The organism is Kitasatospora misakiensis (assembly GCF_042656005.1).
Taxonomy (GTDB): Bacteria; Actinomycetota; Actinomycetes; order Streptomycetales; family Streptomycetaceae; genus Kitasatospora; species Kitasatospora misakiensis.
On sequence record NZ_JBHSOF010000019.1, the window covers coordinates 23,688 to 40,287 of the forward strand.

19 protein-coding genes are annotated in these 16,600 nt (G+C 71.3%); 5 read left to right on the forward strand and 14 right to left on the reverse strand.

The features are described 5' to 3' along the window. Positions 1-46: 46 nt before the first annotated feature. From ACFP3U_RS16580 to ACFP3U_RS16625, 10 genes are all read right to left on the reverse strand, one after another. Positions 47-307, reverse strand: a complete 261-nt coding sequence (locus ACFP3U_RS16580; protein ID WP_380226294.1) for a hypothetical protein — start codon at positions 305-307, stop codon at positions 47-49. Then, entirely contained in the window at positions 304-1,812 is a 1,509-nt protein-coding gene (gene gatA, locus ACFP3U_RS16585) for an Asp-tRNA(Asn)/Glu-tRNA(Gln) amidotransferase subunit GatA (protein ID WP_380226295.1), read from the reverse strand. The genes ACFP3U_RS16580 and gatA overlap by 4 nt, the downstream gene beginning before the upstream one ends. A 5-nt stretch (positions 1,813-1,817) precedes the next feature. Further along, a complete protein-coding gene (gatC, locus tag ACFP3U_RS16590; RefSeq protein WP_035845952.1) occupies positions 1,818-2,114 on the reverse strand; it encodes an Asp-tRNA(Asn)/Glu-tRNA(Gln) amidotransferase subunit GatC in 297 nt (98 codons plus the stop codon). Positions 2,115-2,302: 188 nt separating this feature from the next. Further along, complete coding sequence (locus tag ACFP3U_RS16595; RefSeq protein ID WP_380226296.1) at positions 2,303-3,973, reverse strand: putative bifunctional diguanylate cyclase/phosphodiesterase; 1,671 nt, start codon at positions 3,971-3,973, stop codon at positions 2,303-2,305. A gap of 357 nt (positions 3,974-4,330) precedes the next feature. Next, positions 4,331-6,751, reverse strand: coding sequence for an NAD-dependent DNA ligase LigA (ligA, locus tag ACFP3U_RS16600; protein WP_380226297.1), 2,421 nt, complete (start codon positions 6,749-6,751; stop codon positions 4,331-4,333). Then, a complete protein-coding gene (locus ACFP3U_RS16605) occupies positions 6,748-7,776 on the reverse strand; it encodes a methionine synthase (RefSeq protein ID WP_380226298.1) in 1,029 nt (342 codons plus the stop codon). The genes ligA and ACFP3U_RS16605 overlap by 4 nt, the downstream gene beginning before the upstream one ends. 70 nt (positions 7,777-7,846) lie before the next feature. After that, positions 7,847-8,536, reverse strand: coding sequence for an SDR family oxidoreductase (locus ACFP3U_RS16610; protein WP_380226299.1), 690 nt, complete (start codon positions 8,534-8,536; stop codon positions 7,847-7,849). Between the two features lie 13 nt (positions 8,537-8,549). Then, on the reverse strand, positions 8,550-9,074 hold the full coding sequence (locus ACFP3U_RS16615) for an LOG family protein (protein ID WP_380226300.1): 525 nt from the start codon (positions 9,072-9,074) through the stop codon (positions 8,550-8,552). A gap of 45 nt (positions 9,075-9,119) precedes the next feature. After that, a complete protein-coding gene (locus ACFP3U_RS16620; protein WP_380226301.1) occupies positions 9,120-9,689 on the reverse strand; it encodes a Uma2 family endonuclease in 570 nt (189 codons plus the stop codon). 115 nt (positions 9,690-9,804) lie between these two features. Next, the gene (locus ACFP3U_RS16625; protein ID WP_380226302.1) at positions 9,805-10,809 is read right to left on the reverse strand and encodes a hypothetical protein; all 1,005 of its coding nucleotides are present in this window, start codon (positions 10,807-10,809) and stop codon (positions 9,805-9,807) included. A 162-nt stretch (positions 10,810-10,971) separates the two neighbouring features. Between ACFP3U_RS16625 and ACFP3U_RS16630 the strand changes: the two genes are divergently transcribed. Beyond that, a complete protein-coding gene (locus tag ACFP3U_RS16630) occupies positions 10,972-11,556 on the forward strand; it encodes a DUF6879 family protein (RefSeq protein WP_380226303.1) in 585 nt (194 codons plus the stop codon). A 47-nt stretch (positions 11,557-11,603) separates the two neighbouring features. Here the strand turns inward: ACFP3U_RS16630 and ACFP3U_RS16635 are convergent, their stop codons facing one another. The 3 genes from ACFP3U_RS16635 to ACFP3U_RS16645 form a co-directional block, all read right to left on the reverse strand. Then, positions 11,604-12,161 carry a GNAT family N-acetyltransferase gene (locus tag ACFP3U_RS16635; protein WP_380226304.1) on the reverse strand — a complete coding sequence of 186 codons (558 nt, stop codon included), beginning with the start codon at positions 12,159-12,161 and terminating at the stop codon, positions 11,604-11,606. Between the two features lie 12 nt (positions 12,162-12,173). Then, positions 12,174-12,749, reverse strand: a complete 576-nt coding sequence (locus ACFP3U_RS16640; RefSeq protein ID WP_380226305.1) for an HD domain-containing protein — start codon at positions 12,747-12,749, stop codon at positions 12,174-12,176. A 174-nt stretch (positions 12,750-12,923) separates the two neighbouring features. Further along, complete coding sequence (locus ACFP3U_RS16645) at positions 12,924-13,388, reverse strand: NUDIX hydrolase (RefSeq protein ID WP_380226385.1); 465 nt, start codon at positions 13,386-13,388, stop codon at positions 12,924-12,926. Positions 13,389-13,405: 17 nt separating this feature from the next. On the opposite strand from ACFP3U_RS16645, the gene ACFP3U_RS16650 reads away from it, so the two are divergent. From ACFP3U_RS16650 to ACFP3U_RS16665, 4 genes are all read left to right on the forward strand, one after another. Continuing rightward, complete coding sequence (locus ACFP3U_RS16650) at positions 13,406-14,185, forward strand: GntR family transcriptional regulator (protein ID WP_380226306.1); 780 nt, start codon at positions 13,406-13,408, stop codon at positions 14,183-14,185. Positions 14,186-14,349: 164 nt separating this feature from the next. Then, a complete protein-coding gene (locus ACFP3U_RS16655) occupies positions 14,350-14,790 on the forward strand; it encodes an ATP-binding protein (RefSeq protein ID WP_380226307.1) in 441 nt (146 codons plus the stop codon). Beyond that, on the forward strand, positions 14,787-14,942 hold the full coding sequence (locus tag ACFP3U_RS16660) for a hypothetical protein (protein ID WP_380226308.1): 156 nt from the start codon (positions 14,787-14,789) through the stop codon (positions 14,940-14,942). The genes ACFP3U_RS16655 and ACFP3U_RS16660 overlap by 4 nt, the downstream gene beginning before the upstream one ends. Before the next feature lie 183 nt (positions 14,943-15,125). After that, positions 15,126-15,260 (forward strand): hypothetical protein, encoded by a 135-nt coding sequence (locus ACFP3U_RS16665; RefSeq protein ID WP_380226309.1) that lies wholly within the window; start codon positions 15,126-15,128, stop codon positions 15,258-15,260. 160 nt (positions 15,261-15,420) lie between these two features. Here the strand turns inward: ACFP3U_RS16665 and mnmA are convergent, their stop codons facing one another. Beyond that, on the reverse strand, positions 15,421-16,563 hold the full coding sequence (mnmA, locus tag ACFP3U_RS16670) for a tRNA 2-thiouridine(34) synthase MnmA (RefSeq protein ID WP_380226310.1): 1,143 nt from the start codon (positions 16,561-16,563) through the stop codon (positions 15,421-15,423). Positions 16,564-16,600: the final 37 nt, after the last annotated feature.

A 16,600-nucleotide genomic window follows, 5' to 3' on the forward strand; every position in this document is an offset into this window, starting at 1 on the left:
GGCCCGGCCTGCACCGCGGGTGCAGGCCGGGGCCTCACGCGCTGGGTCAGCCCAGCAGGACGTCGTCGTCGCCGAGGCGGCGCAGCTCGCGCACCAGCAGGGCGGTACCGGTGACCAGGGCGGCGGCGCCGACCAGGGCGTTGACCAGCTTGAGGGTGTCGCTCTCGCCGCGGGCCTTGCGCACGTCCTTGGCGATGCCGATCGCGCTGAACGCGCTCGTGCCGATGGACAGCCAGAGCCCGGCCTTGGAGTGCTTCCACCCCTTCAGCGAAGCGGTCTGGGCCTTGGCGTTCTCGATCTTGCTCACAGTGCCGGTGCCTCCTCCAGCAGGGTGTGCCCCCACTTGTCGTTGAGTGCGGCCTCGACGGCGCCGCCCACGCGGTACAGGCGGTCGTCCGCCATCGCGGGAGCGATGATCTGCAGGCCGACCGGGAGATTGTCCTCCGGCGCCAGGCCGACCGGCAGCGACATGGCCGCGTTGCCCGCGAGGTTGGACGGAATCGTGCAGAGGTCGGCCAGATACATCGCCATCGGGTCGTCGGCGCGCTCGCCGATCGGGAAGGCGGTGGTCGGCGTGGTCGGCGAGACCAGGACGTCGACGCCCGCGAAGGCGGCGTCGAAGTCGCGCGAGATCAGCGTGCGCACCTTCTGGGCCGAGCCGTAGTAGGCGTCGTAGTAGCCCGAGGAGAGCGCGTAGGTGCCGAGGATGATGCGGCGCTTCACCTCGGGGCCGAAGCCGGCCTCGCGGGTCAGCGCGGTGACCTCCTCGGCGGAGCGGGTGCCGTCGTCGCCGACCCGCAGGCCGTAGCGCATCGCGTCGAAGCGGGCCAGGTTGGACGAGGCCTCGCTGGGGGCGATCAGGTAGTACGCCGGCAGCGCCAGGGTGAAGGACGGGCAGGAGACCTCGACGACCTCGGCGCCCAGCTCGCGCAGCAGCTCCACCGACTCGTTGAAGCGCTGCATCACGCCGGCCTGGTAGCCCTCGCCGGCGAACTCCTTCACCACACCGATCCGCATGCCGCGCACGTCGCGCAGCTTCGCGGCCTCGACCACGGCCGGGACCGGCGCGTCGATCGAGGTGGAGTCCATCGGGTCGTAGCCGGCCACGGCCTCGTGCAGCAGCGCCGCGTCCAGCACCGTGCGGGCGCACGGGCCGCCCTGGTCCAGGCTGCTGGAGAACGCCACCAGGCCGTAGCGGGACACCGAGCCGTAGGTCGGCTTCACGCCGACGGTGCCGGTGACGGCGCCGGGCTGGCGGATCGAGCCGCCGGTGTCGGTGCCGATCGCCAGCGGGGCCTCGAAGGCGGCCAGCGCGGCGGCCGAACCACCGCCGGAGCCGCCCGGGATGCGGGAGAGGTCCCACGGGTTGCCGGTCGGGCCGTAGGCGGAGTTCTCGGTGGAGGAGCCCATCGCGAACTCGTCCATGTTGGTCTTGCCGAGGATGACGACGCCGGCGTCCTTGAGACGCGCGGTCAGCGTGGCGTCGTACGGCGGGACCCAGCCTTCGAGGATCTTCGAACCGCAGGTGGTCGGCACGCCCTTGGTGGTGAAGACGTCCTTGAGCGCCAGCGGGACGCCGGCCAGCGGGCCCTGCTCCTCGCCCCTGGCGCGCTTGTCGTCGACGGCCTTGGCCGCGCTCAGCGCGCCCTCGGTGTCGACGTGCAGGAAGGCGTTGACCTTCTTGTCGACGGCCTCGATGCGGTCCAGGTGCGCCTGCGCGACCTCGACGGCGGACACCTCGCCCTTGGCGATGGCACCGGCGGTCTGGGCAGCAGTCCACTTGATGATGGGGGTGGGGATCAGTTCGGTCATCTCGGTCAGTCCTCCCCGAGGATCTGGGGAACGCGGAAACGCTGCTCCTCGGCGGCCGGGGCACCGGCCAGCGCCTGCTCCGGGGTGAGCGACGGCCGGACCTCGTCCGCGCGCATGACGTTGGTCAGCGGCAGCGGGTGGGAGGTGGGCGGGACGTCCTGTCCGGCGACCTCGGAAACGCGGGCGACCGCGCCGATGATCACGTCGAGCTGCTCGGCGAAGTGGTCCAGCTCTTCGGCCTGCAACTCAAGACGCGACAGCCGAGCGAGGTGGGCGACCTCCTCGCGCGTGATGCCAGGCATGCAGCGATCCTCAGGGTGAGTTCTGGTGAGGCCCGGATCCGCCTTCCGGTGGCGCCGGGCCCGGGCCGGGAGCCGCCTGTCCGGCGCTCCCGTCCTCGTGGTCTGTGGTCCCCATCCTATGGGGCATGGAACAACCACCGGCCAACGACCGGCGGTGGGGCGGGGTCACCGCCGCCGCGCGGCACCGCTCACTGCGGGCGGGTCGGCGCCCAACTCTGCTGCGGGGGCGCCTGGATCTCCAGCTTGGCGGCCTGCACGGCCTGGATCACGGGCGGCAGGGCGGGCTGGATCGCCGGCGGCAGCCGGTCGGCGGCGGGGCTCAGCCGCTCCACCGGCGGGGCGCCGGTGCGGTGCACCCGCAGCCAGGCGGTGGCCTGCTCGGCTGGCAGCGCCGCCGACACCAGCCAGCCCTGCACCGCGTCCACGCCCATGCAGTTCAGCCGCTCCCAGGTCTCGTCGTCCTCGACGCCCTCGGCGACCACGGTCAGGCCGAGCGAGTGGGCCAGCTCGACCGAGCAGCGGACCACCGCCGCGTCGTGGTCGTCGGTGGCCATCCGGGAGACGAAGGAGCGGTCGATCTTCAGCTCGCCGACCGGCAGGCTGCGCAGCCGCACCAGCGAGGAGTGGCCCGTCCCGAAGTCGTCCAGGGACATCCCGACCCCGTAGCCGCGCAGCTCCGCGAGGGTGTCGGCGGCCCGCCGGGAGTCGTCCAGCAGCAGCCGCTCGGTGATCTCCAGCTGGAGCGCGTGGGCCGGCACCTGGTGGCGGACGAGGTGGCCGGCGACCCGCTGGGCGAAGCCGGGGTTGAGCACGTCGCGCGGCGAGACGTTCACCGCGACCTGCACCTGGAGGCCCTGCTCGCGCCAGTGGGCGAGCTGGCCGACGGCGGCCTCCAGCACGTAGTCGGTCAGCCGGGGCATCAGCCCGCTGGACTCGGCGAGGCCCACGAACTCGTCCGGGGAGACCCGGCCCTGGCCGGGCCGCTCCCAGCGGAGCAGCGCCTCCAGCCCGACCACCCGGCCGTCGAAGGCCACCTTGGGCTGGTAGTGCAGCTGCACCTCGCCGGTCTCCAGGGCCCGCCGAAGGTCGCCCAGCAGCCCGATCCGGTACGGGGTGTCGGCGTCCTGGGTCTCGTCGTACTGCTCGACCGAGGTGCGGCCGCGCTGCGCGTGCCCCATCGCCACGTCGGCGCGGCGCAGCAGCGATTCGGCGTCCTGGGCGTGCTGCGGGAAGACGCAGACGCCGGCGCTGGCCTCCAGGACGAGCAGCAGGCCGTCGAGGCGGATCGGCGCGGCCAGTTCGGCGATCAGCGCCTTGGCCACCTTCTCCAGGGAGTCCGGGCAGCCGATACCGGGCAGCAGGACGGCGAACTCGTCGCCGCCCATCCGGGCCACCATCGGGCGGCCGCGGTAGTGCCGGGGGAGGCCGGCGAAGACGTCGTCGATCGATTCGCGGGTGGCGCTGCCGGCGGCCCCGCCGGAGCGCAGCGCCCGGTGCAGGCGGCGGGCGATGTGGACGAGCAGGCGGTCGCCGGCGGTATGGCCGAGGGTGTCGTTGAGCGACCGGAAGCGGTCGAGGTCGAGCAGGATCAGTCCGACGCTGTACCCCTCGGTGTGCTCGGCGATCGACTCCTGGGCGGCGAGCAGTAACGCCTGGCGGTTGGGCAGGTCGGTCAGCGGGTCGGTGAGCTGGTCGCGCGCCCGGTCCCGGGCGATCCGCCAGGCCGCGACCAGGACGGCCAGCGGCACCGCGAACAGCGGCAGCAGCTCCGGCTCGTAGCGGTAGACCAGCACGGCCAGCGGGATGAGCGGCGCGGCGCCGGCCAGCAGCACGCCGAGCAGCAGGACCGCTCCTGCCACCCCCTGCGGCGGGCGTGTGGGCGCACCGCCGGTCGTATGATCCATAAGCCCTGTCCTCCGTCGGGCCCGCCCCGTCAGGCCGCCTAGCGGTGAGGCACCGTACCGGTGCCGGCAGCCTGCCAGGCATGGAGCGGCCCCGCGGAGTCCGGCTCGGCCGGTACCCCCACCCCTGCTGACACTCTGTTGCGGTCCAGGGTATGCGCGGCCTCACCCGACGGGCAGACTTTCGGACAACCGGACATACGCCACCGCGCTGGGTGCCGCACAGTGTCACGATGCCCGCTATCACTGTGCGGCACCCGATGACGTTGCATCAGGACGATAACAAGCCGGATTCGGGGCTTCCGCGCGCGGGGGTCAGCCCTCGGCGGGCTCCTCGGCCGGCTCCTCGGCGGGCTCGCCGGCGGGCTCGCCGGCCGGCTCCGTCGCGGCCTGCGTCTCCTCCTCCGCGTCCTTCTTCGCGGCGGCCTTCTTCCGCGCCGGCGCCTTCTTCGCCGGCTCCTCCACCGGCTCCGGCGGCAGCCCCAGGTGGACCCGGGCGGCGGCCGACCCCTGCTCCAGCAGGACGGCGAAGCCCTCGTCGTCGAGGATCGGCAGCCCCAGCTGAACGGCCTTGTCGTACTTGGACCCGGGGTTGTCACCGGCGACCACGAAGTGGGTCTTCTTCGACACCGAACCGGTCACCTTCGCGCCCCGCGAGGTCAGCGCCTCCTTGGCGCCGTCCCGGGTGTGCCCGGCCAGCGTGCCGGTGACGACCACCGTCAGCCCCTCCAGCGGACGCTCGCCCTCCTCCTCGGCGGCCTCCTCGGTGAAGCGAACGCCGGCGGCGCGCCACTTCTCGACGATCTCCCGGTGCCAGTCCACCTGGTACCACTCGACGATCGAGCGCGCGGTGCCCGCGCCGACCCCCTCGGTGGCGGCCAGCCGCTCCTCGCTCGCCGCGAAGATCGCGTCCAGGTCCCGGAACTCCCGGGCCAGGTCCTGGGCGGCGACCGGGCCGACGTGCCGGATCGAGAGCCCGTTGAGGAAGCGCCAGAGCGGGCGGTCCTTGGCCTTCTCGATGTTCTCCAGCAGCAGCCCGGTGTTCTTCTTCGGCGCACCGGCGGTGGTGGCGAAGAAGAACACCTCCTTCTCCTCGCCGGTCTCGTCGTCCAGCTTCGGCATACCGGTCTTCTGGTCGCGCACCAGCACCTTGATCGGGAGCAGCTGCTCCACCGTCAGGCCGAAGATGTCGCCCTCGTTCCCCACCGGCGCCTCGGCCGGCTCCAGCGGCTGGGTCAGCGCGGTGGCCGCGACGTAGCCGAGCCCCTCGATGTCCAGCGCCGACCGGCCGCCGAGGAAGGCGATCCGCTCCCGGATCTGGGCCGGGCAGTACTGGGCGTTGGGGCAGCGCAGATCGATGTCCCCCTCGGCCATCGGCCGCAGCTCGCTGCCGCACTCGGGGCAGTGCGAGGGCATCACGAAGGCCTGCTCGGTGCCGTCCCGCAGGTCGTACACCGGGCCGAGGATCTCCGGGATCACGTCGCCGGCCTTGCGCAGCACCACGGTGTCGCCGAGCAGCACGTCCTTGGCCTTGACGACCTCCTGGTTGTGCAGCGTCGCGTACTGCACCATCGAGCCGGCCACCTTCACCGGCTCGGCCAGCACCGCGTACGGGGTGGCCCGGCCGGTGCGGCCGATGCCCACCTTGATCGCGGCGAGCTTCCCGGTGACCTCCTCCGGGGGGTACTTCCAGGCGATCGCCCAGCGCGGGGACTTCGAGGTGGAGCCGAGCCGGCCCTGGAGGGCGATCTCGTCCACCTTGACGACCACGCCGTCGATCTCGTGCTCGACCGAGTGCCGCTGCTCGCCGAACCGCTCGATGAACGCCCGCACCTCGTCGAGCGTGCCGACCACCTCGTTGTGCCGGGCGGTCGGCAGGCCCCACTCGCGCAGCAGGTCGTAGGCGTGCGACTGGCAGTCGATGTCGAAGCCGACCCGGGCGCCGATGCCGTGCACCACCATGTGCAGCGGACGGGAGGCGGTGACCAGCGGGTCCTTCTGGCGCAGCGAGCCGGCCGCGGCGTTGCGCGGGTTCATGAACAGCCGGATCATCGCCCGGGGGCGCTTGCCCTCCTTGGCGCGCTCCTCGTTCTCCAGCCGGCGGCGCTCGTTCTCCTCCGAGAACGAGGCGTTGAGCGCCTCGAAGGCCTCGGTCGGGAAGTAGACCTCGCCGCGGATCTCCACCAGCTCGGGCACTTTGTCGCCCTTGAGCCGGTGCGGGATCTCCTTGATGGTGCGGACGTTGGCGGTGATGTCCTCGCCGACCCGGCCGTCGCCGCGGGTCGCGGCCTGCACCAACTGGCCGTTCTCGTAGGTGAGGTTGACGGCCAGGCCGTCCACCTTGAGCTCGCACAGGTAGTGGTACTCGATGCCGGCCAGCTCGGTGGCGACCCGCTCGGCCCAGGCGGCGAGCTCCTCGCCGTCCATCGCGTTGTCCAGGCTGAGCAGCCGCTCCCGGTGCTCGACCGGGGCGAACAGCAGGGTCGGCGCGCCGCCGACCTTCTGCGAGGGCGACTCCGGCGTGACCAGCGCCGGGTGCTCGGCCTCCAGCCCCTCCAACTCGCGCATCAGCGCGTCGAACTCGGCGTCGCTGACGACCGGCGCGTCCTGCTCGTAGTACCGGGCCCGGTGGTCCGTGATCTCGGCGGCCAGCTCCGCGTGCCGCTTGCGCACCTCCGCCGGGACGTCCTCCCAGCCCTCGACAGCCACCACCGCAAGCCCTCCGTCGATTCTCATTCCGGGTTGTCCACCAGGCTCCGGGCCGCGTTCACGCTGAGTGACAACGCCCGGCGCGCATGGGCCGGGGAGGCCCCGGCCAGCCCGCAGGTCGGCGTCACCAGCACACGGCGGCCCAGCAGCTCCGGGGAGAACCCGAGCCTGCGCCACAACGCCCTGACACCCTGGACACTACCGGCCGGGTCTGACAGTGCCGCTGATTGAGCGAGCGCCCGGTCGGTGGACGGGACGACACCCGCGAAGATCATCGTGCCGGCCTCGACCGCCTCCCCCAGATCCTCGTCCTCACGCTCGGTCAGCAAGGAGAAGTCCAACGAGACGCCCGCCACCCCGGCCCGGCGCAGCAGTGGCAGCGGCACCCCCGGCGCGCAGCAGTGCACCACCACGGGCGCGTCGAGGGCGCCGACCACGTTCCGCAGCGCCTCCTCGGCGTGCTGCCGGTCGACGGCGCGCAGCCGCTGGAAGCCGCTCGCGGTCTTCACCTCGCCGGCCAGCACCGCAGGCAGCGAGGGCTCGTCCAGCTGGAGCACCACCTCCGCGCCGGGAATGCGCCGGCGGACGTCCGCGAGGTGGCGGCGCAGGCCCTCGGTGAGCGAGCCGGCGATGTCCCGGCAGGCGCCGCGGTCGGCGAGCGCCTTCTCGCCGTACTTGAGCTCGACGGCGGCGGCCAGCGTCCACGGCCCGACCGCCTGCACCTTGAGCGCGCCGGCGTACCCCTGGGTGAACTCCTCCAGCGCGTCGAGGTCCTCGCCGAGCCAGGAGTGGGCGCGCCGGGTGTCCCGCCCCGGCCGGTCGGTGAACCGCCAGCCGCTCGGCTCGGTCTGCGCGAACAGCTCGACCAGCAGGCCGGCGGACCGGCCGATCATGTCGGCGCCCGGCCCCCGGGCGGGGAGTTCGGGGAGGAACGGCAGCTGTTCCAACGCGCCGGTGGAGGTCCTGGCGGCCTCCCGCGCGTCGGTGCCGGGCAGCGATCCGACGCCGGTGGCGGCGCCGACCAGGTCGGGGAAGGGGTGTCCGTTGCTCACCCGCCCGAGCCTAGTCGGGGCCGCGCAGGAAGTCGGCCGGGCCGACTACCTGCGCTCTTGCCTTGCTCCGCTAGTACCCCGGGCGGACGGTGATGTCGGTGATCTCCGCGTCCCGGGAGGCGTCCAGCGCCGCCAGGATCGCCTTCGCCACCGACTCCGGCTCGATCCACTGCCCGGCGTCGTACGCCCGGCCCTCCTGCTGGTGCACCTTGGCCTGCATCGCGGTGGCGGTGCGGCCGGGGTACACCGAGGTGACCCGTACGCCGTTGCCGTGCTCCTCCAGCCGCAGCGAGTCCGCGAGCGCCTTCAGCCCGTGCTTGCTCGCCGCGTACGCCGACCAGTCGGCGCTCGCCCGCAGGCCGGCGCCGGAGTTCACGAACACCACGTGCCCCTTGACGAGCCGCAGCGAGGGCAGCAGCAGCCGGGTCAGCTCGGCGGGGGCGACCAGGTTGACGTTCAGGGTCTCCTGCCAGGCCTTGACCGGCAGCTCGCCGACCGGGGCCAGTTCGACCACGCCGGCCACGTGCAGCAGCGAGTCCAGCTCGACCGGCAACTGCTGGTGCCCGAAGGCCCAGGAGAGCTTGGCGGGATCGGCCAGGTCGCCGACCAGGGTCTTCGCCCCGGGGAACCGCTCGCGCAGCTCGGCCGCCCGGCGGGCGTCGCGGGCCAGCAGCCAGAGCTCGTCCCCGCGCTCGGCGAGACGGGCGGCGAGGACGGCGCCGATGCCGGAGCCGGCGCCGGTGATCAGATGAGAGGCCATGACGGTGATCCTCTCAGGCCTTGAGCTGTTCGAGCGCCTGGGCCGGGGTGTCGGCGAAGGTGATCAGCTCGCCGAGCGGACGCGGCAGGAAGCCCTCGGCGTCCATCCGCTCCAGCTGCGTCCGCAGGCCCGCGTAGAAGCCCTCGGTGTCCAGCACGACCACCGGCTTGTCGTGCAGCGCGTGCTTCTTCAGCTCCAGCACCTCGGTGACCTCGTCCAGCGTGCCGAGCCCGCCGACCAGCACGACGACCGCGTCCGCGCGCATCAGCAGCTGCGCCTTGCGCTCGGCGAAGTCGGCGGTGGTGACCAGCTCGTCGGCCCCGTCGTACGCCTTGTGCTTCAGCAGCTCGACGGAGATCCCGACCAGCCGCCCGCCCGCCTCCTTCACCCCGTCGGCCAGCACCCCCATCAACCCGGCGTCCGACCCGCCCCAGACCAGCGTGTGCCCACCCTCCCCGAGCAGCCGGGCGAACTCGGCGGCGGGTGCGGAGTAGCGGTCGTCGAGCGAGTACGCGGAGCAGAAGACACAAATGTTCATAGTGCCCCCGGGTCTATCACGCCCACCCGCCCCCACTCACCGCCATTACCCACCGGCCGGGTCCCGGTACGGGACGAGCGCCGCGAGGCTCAGGGTGAAGCCGAAGGGCTCCGGGACGCGGATCTCGTCGCCGAACTTCCGGTCGCTGCGGGTGTGGTAGCGGTCGTGGTTCGGCTCGGAGAAGAGCGTCACCGTCCGCTGACGCGGGTCCACGATCAGGTACAGCGGGATGCGCATCACGGCGTAGTCGTGCAGCTTGTCCATCCAGTCGTTGCCCGGGTTGGACGGCGAGACGATCTCCACGGCGATCAGGGCTTCCGCGGCGGGGGCCCGGTTGCCCGGCTCGGAGAGCACCTCCACCGGCAGGTAGGTGAGGTCCGGCTCACGGCCTTTGGAGACGTCCGGGCTGACGATCTCACTGCGCTCGCTGGGGAGGTACCCGTCGGGCGCGTGCCGCTCGAACTGCCTGCGCACCTGGGCGATGTTGAGCTGGTGGATGTTCGAGGGCGACGCCTGCATGGTCAGCGTGTCCCCGGACCACTCGATCCGGACGCCGTCCGGAGCGATCCGCTCCAGCTCCTCGATGAAGTCGCGGTGCTGCTCGTAGAAGGTCATGGCGTCCTCTCCCGGGTGCCTCGGGCGCATCCGACGACCACTAGCCAAGCAGATACCGACCATCGTGGGCGCGGACGGCCGGTACGGTGTCGCCGCGGAGACGGGCTGGAGCCCGTCACTCATGCGTAGGACCGTAGAGCCCCCGCCGCCCGTGGGCATGTCGGTCCGAGAGGACGTACAGGACGGCGGCCAGACCGGCGGCGAGGCGGTCCGCAGGGGCGACGTCGGGGGCGTTCCCCGGCCGGTGGGAGGCCAGGCGAGCGGCGAGCCACCCCGGGGACGCCCAGCCGTCCCGGAGGGCCGTGGTGGTGAGGCGGCGCAGCAGGTCGCCCTCCGGGACGGCGCGGGCGGGCTCCCGGAGGTCGGGCGGCAGGTGCTCGGTCATCCGCTCCCACCCCGCGGGGTCGGGCGCTTCGCCCGCGCGCGGAGTGGTAGCTGTCACCACAACAGCAACCATCTTCCCTACCTGGTAAGGGACTTCCTGGTTCCGTCCGCACGTGCGGAGCTTCGAGCCTTCACGTGCGGACGTGCCCGAGTCCGCACGTGCGGCCTTCCGCTCGGCGTCGCACGACCTCGGCAGCGCCGCACGTGCGGACTTCACCGGCGAGTCCGCAGGTGCGGACTCGCCGGCGCCGCAGCGGAGCAGCTCCTGCTTCACGCGGCGGGCGTCGGCGCGCAGGACGGCGAGGGCGGCGTCCCAGTCGGGGACGCCGCCCAGAGGCATGGTGACGGCGTAGCCGCGCACCCGGGTACCGGAAGGGCCGTGCACCAGGGCCAGCACTCCGGCCGCCTCGGCGGCCCGGTAGAAGCCGGGGACGGAGTCCTTGGAGACCCGGCAGGCCCGGGAGAACCAGAGGTTGGAGGGCGGGCAGTGCAGGTTGGTCCCGTCCGCGTCGGCCTTCTGCGCGGCGTGCATGAGGAAGAGGACGAAGGACGGCCCCAGGGACTTCCAGGGCCCGCCGGTCGGGACGCTCTGCATCCACTGCCCGACCCGCACCCGGAACTCGTTCGCGGGTGGAGTGCCGGTGGGGCGGGCGAGGGAGAGGGCTTCGGTGGTGACGACGTGCACGTTCGACCTTTCGTGGCCGAGATGCGAGCCGGACAACAGACCGACTGGCATACTGGCCAGTGTTGGTTGGAAACGCGTGCGCCGAAACCGCCAAGTTGTGGGCGCGCGCGTGGAATGGCCACCGCCCAGTTGGGCGGTGGCCATTCCAGTTTACGCCGACAGATCAGCAGACTTGACGTACAGTCACAGATCTGCAGCGATGAGTGCTCACATGTGGACCCGTACGTACGCAACGGAGACCATCTTGGACGGCTCCTCGATGCCCACCGGCCGAACAGCGAGGACGGCGACCACGTGATCAAGGGTGAAGACTTCGGCCGACTGTTCCAGACCTTCGAGCGGACGGCGTTCCGCCTGGAGACCCTCGCCGAGTACGACGTCGACGCGGAGCGCGAGGAGTTCGCCGACTTCCTCGCCGGCAAGGGACTGCCCGCGAAGCGCTCGGACAACCCGTGGGTCCGTTCCATGACGGACCTTGGCAAGCAGGTGGGCAGGGTGCACGTGCTCAACTCACCGCTGACGGACTACCTCCGGTACCAGATGGCCTCGTACCCCGGAAATATCAAGGCCGGGGAGACCATCGGCATCCTCGACACGACGCACCAGGACGTGACCGGCCTCCCGGAGCACGACTTCTGGCTCTTCGACGACGCCCGGGTCTACCGGATGCACTACACGGAGGCCGGACAGTTCATCGGCGGCGAGCTGCTGCCGGACGACCGGCTGGACGAGTACCGCCGATACCGGGACCTCGCCCTGGCTCACGCCGTGCCCTTCGCGGAATACACGGCCGGCTGAGCGGATCGCCTCGGACACGAGCGGCGAGACCGTCACCCGTAGGGCTTTCATGTCTCCGGCGCAGGACGAAGCAGGTCGAGGATCATCACATCGTGGCGGGCCGCGCCCTCCCAGGGAATCGCCGAACTGACGCGCCAGTAGCCCCAGGAGAGGTAGGCCGCCTGGGCTGCGGTCGCCTCCGGTCGGCTGTTCAGCATCACCCGGGCGTTGTCGAGACCCTCGACGAGGGCGCGGTGCATCCGGGTGGCGACGCCTTGGCGACGCCACCCGGGCCGGACTGCCAGCTCGAAGAGGCCGAACGTACGCTTGCCGTCCTCGTGCCGGAGGTCGCTGGGCACCAAGTCGATCAGGGTGTCCCACCATCCCGTGTTCGCTGACAATGGGTAGCCGTACGCCAGGCCCACCACAGTGTCGCCATCGAACGCGATCGCCGCCCGGAACCCGCGCCGACGTACCTGAGAGCGGAACCGTTGGAATGCCCGCTCCACATCGACCGGCCCCTCCCCGTAGGGAGGCTCCGCGAACGCCTCGCCGAGCACCATCCTCAGCTGCTCTTCCAGGCCTGCCGTCCGTTCGCCGTCCAGCAGCCCAACCGCCACCGTCACGCCGCTCTCCCCCTACGTCAGGTAGACCTTCTGCCATTCCAGCGAGGTCATCGTGAGCGCAGCCTCGGCGAGTTGGCGGGCCGCGTCGGTCTTCAGGCTCCCGAGGCTGGTGTCGATCCAGGGCTGCACGTTCCGGTAGCCCTGCTCCCGGTACTCGACGGCCTGGATGAGACATTCGAGCTTGTCGGCGTCGTGCGCGACAACCACCTCCAGGCTCTCGCCGTTCTCGTACTCGTCGACGATCGCCTGGACTCCCGCCACCACTGCCGGGTGAGCAGCACTGACCTGGTCGGCCGTGACCTGCTCGTTGGACGCGGCCGTGACGTATCGCCGCCCGATGTGCGGGATGTCGCCGATCCGGGTCTCCTGCGTGTCGTGGAAGAGGCACAGCAGAGCGACCTTCGCCGGGTCCGCGCCCTCCATCATCGCGAGAACCGCACCCACGACACCGACACGGAAGGAGTGCTCGGCGATGGTCTCGGGGTCCTTGACGCCGGCGATCCACCAACCCGATCGCTTCGCCCGCTTGAGCATCCCCACCTCGAACAGGTACCCCGCAGTGCCTTTCGCCTGCTCGTTCGCTGCCATGATGCTCCCTCTCTCCTGCAGTGGATTCGCCACCGCACCCCCTACCCAGCGGGGTGTGGGCCTCACCTCGAACGCACGACGGGGCGCAGCAGGTCGAGAACGTGGTCCAGTTGAATTCGTCGTGGCTTCTGCCGGACTTGGGCGCATGGGGCACGCAGTCGCATCCAACGACTGCTAACCAAGCAGATGCCGACCGTCGTGTGCACGGACCATCGGTGTGGCACTATCTCGGAGCGCGTCCAGGATGCGTACGGCGTACACCTCGGCCATACGGTCGGAGACTTCGTCCGGTGTGAGCCAGTCGACGGCGGTCGACTCGGCCGAGAGCTTCTCGACCCCGCTCTCCGGGCGGCACAGGAAAACCAGGGCGACGATTCCGCGATTCACGTTCTTGTAGACGCCGGTCAGCCGCTCCACGCCGACCTTGATCCCGGTCTCCTCGAACACCTCGCGTCGCACGCCGTCCTCAACAGCCTCCGTCACCTCCAGCACTCCACCCGGCGGCTCCCAAGTCCCGTTGTCGGCCCGCCTGATCGCCAGCACCCGGCCGTCCTCCCGCACCACCACCCCGGCGACGGACACCGAGTGGAGCGGCGTTGACTGGGAGTTCCTGGCGCTGTTACTCATGTGCAGGAGAATAGGAGCCTTGAAGGACTATGGCGAATGGTGACGTGGCCTCGTCGGCCACAGCAAAGTACCTGCAGATCGCGGCCGATCTCGCCGCACAGATCGCCTCGGGCGGCCTCGCCCCCGGCGCGACCGTACCCAGCGAAGCTGAGCTCATGCAACGGTACGGAGTAGCGTCCGGCACAGTACGCAAAGCCATCGCGGAGCTCAGAACGGCCCAGCTGATCGAGACGCACCATGGCCGTGGTTCTTTCGTCCGTTCACGCCCGCCGGTTCAGCGCAAGTCCGCGGATCGCTTCCGCCGCGCCCACCGCAAGGCCGGCAAAGCCGCGTACCTCGCCGAGACGGAGACGGCCGGCGGTGTCCCGTCCGTGACCGTGCTGTTCGTGGGGCCCACCTCGGCACCACCGGATATCGCCGCGCGCCTGGGCCTTCCCGCCGACACCCAAGTGCTGGCCCGCAAGCGCCGGTACTTCCGGGACGGCGTACCGACGGAGGAGGCCACCTCCTACCTGCCCTGGGATGTGGCCAAGGACATCCCGGAGGTCTTCGCCGAGAATCCCGGCGGAGGCGGCATCTACGCCCGCCTCGAAGAGCACGGGTACTCCCTCGTCGAGTTCACCGAGTCCGTGCGGGCCCGACTCGCAACCAAGCCCGAGACCAAGGCGCTCGCCCTGAGCCCCGGTGCGCCAGTGATCCATCTCGTCCGCGACGCCATTTCCATAGGTGGACGAGTAGTGGAGGTGTGCGACACCGTCATGGCCGCCGACCAGTTCGTTCTCGACTATCGCTTCCCAGCCCACGACTGACTGACGATCAACTCCAGCAACCCGTCGCGAGATTCCTCTCGCGACGGGTTGACTCATGTAGAGGAGTCGGGCACTCTTCTGCCATGCACTCATGTACATGAGTGCATGGCAGAACCTCATCTAAAGGAGATGGCCGCACCCACGGCCGACACCTTGGAGCTCCCGTGCAGCACGTCCAGATGGAGACTCGCGCGTCGTCTGACGCCACATCGATCCCAGCTCCGACGGCAGCCGAAGTGCTGCTGCCCTACCTTCCCGAGTCGGCGGGCCGCGCTCGTCGCTTCCTCCGGGAGACGCTCACGGAGTGGGGATTGGGCCAGCTGGTCGAGGCGGCCGAAGTGGTCGCCGGCGAGTTGGTCACCAATGCCTCGAAGACGGGGTGCCAGCAGCAGATGGCGGTCGCCGTCCGACTCATCTCGCCGACGGTCGCACGGATCTCGGTGCGCGACGGTTCGTGTGCTCTGCCGGTACTGATCCGGGCCTCTCCCGATGAGGAGTGCCACCGCGGTCTGGCCCTGGTGGACCACCTGACCGGTGGCCGGTGGGGCGCGAGCGTTGAACCGCTCGGGAAGGTCGTTCACGCCGACCTGGCGATCTCCTGGTGAGCCGGAACCCGCTGGACGACGATCTCGGCTCCAAGGACGTGCCGCCTTCCGACCCCGATTCCGTCCGGGTGTGGGCGGCCTACGGAGTCTCGGTGGCGGCCGCACTGCACGTGGTGGCAGCTGCTGTGGTGCTGATCAACCGCGTCCGCTGAACCCCCGCCCGCGCCGCCGAGCCGGCGGCGCGGGCGGGATCAACAACCATGCCCCTCCTCCGACCCGAAAGGAGTGCCGCTATGTCCATGCCCGAACCGAAGCCGCCCCGGCCGAAGCCGGCTAACCCGCCGACGCCTCGGCCGCCGGACCGGTAGCCGTCATTCAGTAGCAAGGAGGACCCCATGGGCTGGGGAACCGACAAGAACAGCAGCGGCAAGCACGGGGGCAAGAAGGACCCCGGTACGGCCAAGCCGTCGCCCGACGGCTCGCAGCCGATGCCCGAGCCGAAGCACAAGAAGGGCGACGAGAAGAAGTGACGGACTCCCCGCATCGACCGGAGCAGGCCGCCGTACGCGGCCTGCTCCGGGCCGTCGGCGAAGCGCTCGGCGGCCGGCCGACCGTCGCCCGAGCGGTTCGGGCTGACGGTCACGGCCGGGAAGCAGTGGGCCTGGCTGGACAGGCCCACCCACCCCGTCCTCAGGCGGTGACCGCCGGGCGTTCCGTCGTGGCGATGGTGGCGGAGCCGACGACGCGGGGGCCGTCGTACAGCACCACGGCCTGGCCGGGGGCGATGCCGCGGGCCGGGGTGTCGAGGTGGACGTGGAGGGTGTCGCCGTTCACGACGGAGGCCGAGACCGGGACCTCCTCGCCGTGGGCGCGGAGCTGGGCGGTGTAGCGGCCGTCGGCCAGCGGCTCGGTGCCGCACCAGCGCGGGCGGATCGCGGTGAGGCCGGTGACGTCGAGGCCCTCGACGGGGCCGACGGTGACGGTGTTGTTCACCGGCGAGATGTCCAGGACGTAGCGCGGCTTGCCGTCGGCGGCCGGGCGGCCGATCCGCAGGCCCTTGCGCTGGCCGATGGTGAAGCCGTAGGCGCCGTCGTGCTCGCCGAGCTTGGTGCCGTCGACGTCCAGGATGTCGCCGGTCGCGGTGCCGAGGTGCTTGGCCAGGAAGCCCTGGGTGTCGCCGTCGGCGATGAAGCAGATGTCGTGCGAGTCGGGCTTCTTGGCGACGGCCAGACCACGCCGCGAAGCCTCCTCGCGGATGACGTCCTTGGTGGTGTCGCCGAGCGGGAAGAGGGAGTGGGCGAGCTGGTCGGCGTCGAGGACGCCGAGGACGTAGGACTGGTCCTTGGCGGCGTCGACGGCGCGGTGCAGCTCGCGCGAGCCGTCGGCCCGGTCCACGATCCGGGCGTAGTGGCCGGTGCAGACGGCGTCGAAGCCGAGGGCGATCGCCTTGTCCAGCAGCGCCGCGAACTTGATCTTCTCGTTGCAGCGCAGGCACGGGTTGGGGGTGCGCCCGGCCGCGTACTCGGCGACGAAGTCGTCGATGACGTCCTCGCGGAAGCGCTCGGCGAGGTCCCAGACGTAGAACGGGATGCCGATCACGTCGGCGGCGCGGCGGGCGTCCCGGGAGTCCTCGATGGTGCAGCAGCCGCGCGCGCCGGTCCGGAAGGACTGCGGGTTGCTGGAGAGCGCCAGGTGCACGCCGGTCACCTCGTGACCCGCCTCGACGGCGCGGGCGGCGGCGACGGCGGAGTCCACCCCGCCGGACATCGCCGCGAGCACGCGCAGGCGGCCAGTGGTGGACGGAGCGGTCGGGGCACCCGGGAAGTCAGTCATGATGGCAATAAGCGTACGCGGTGCCCGAAGCCTTCCC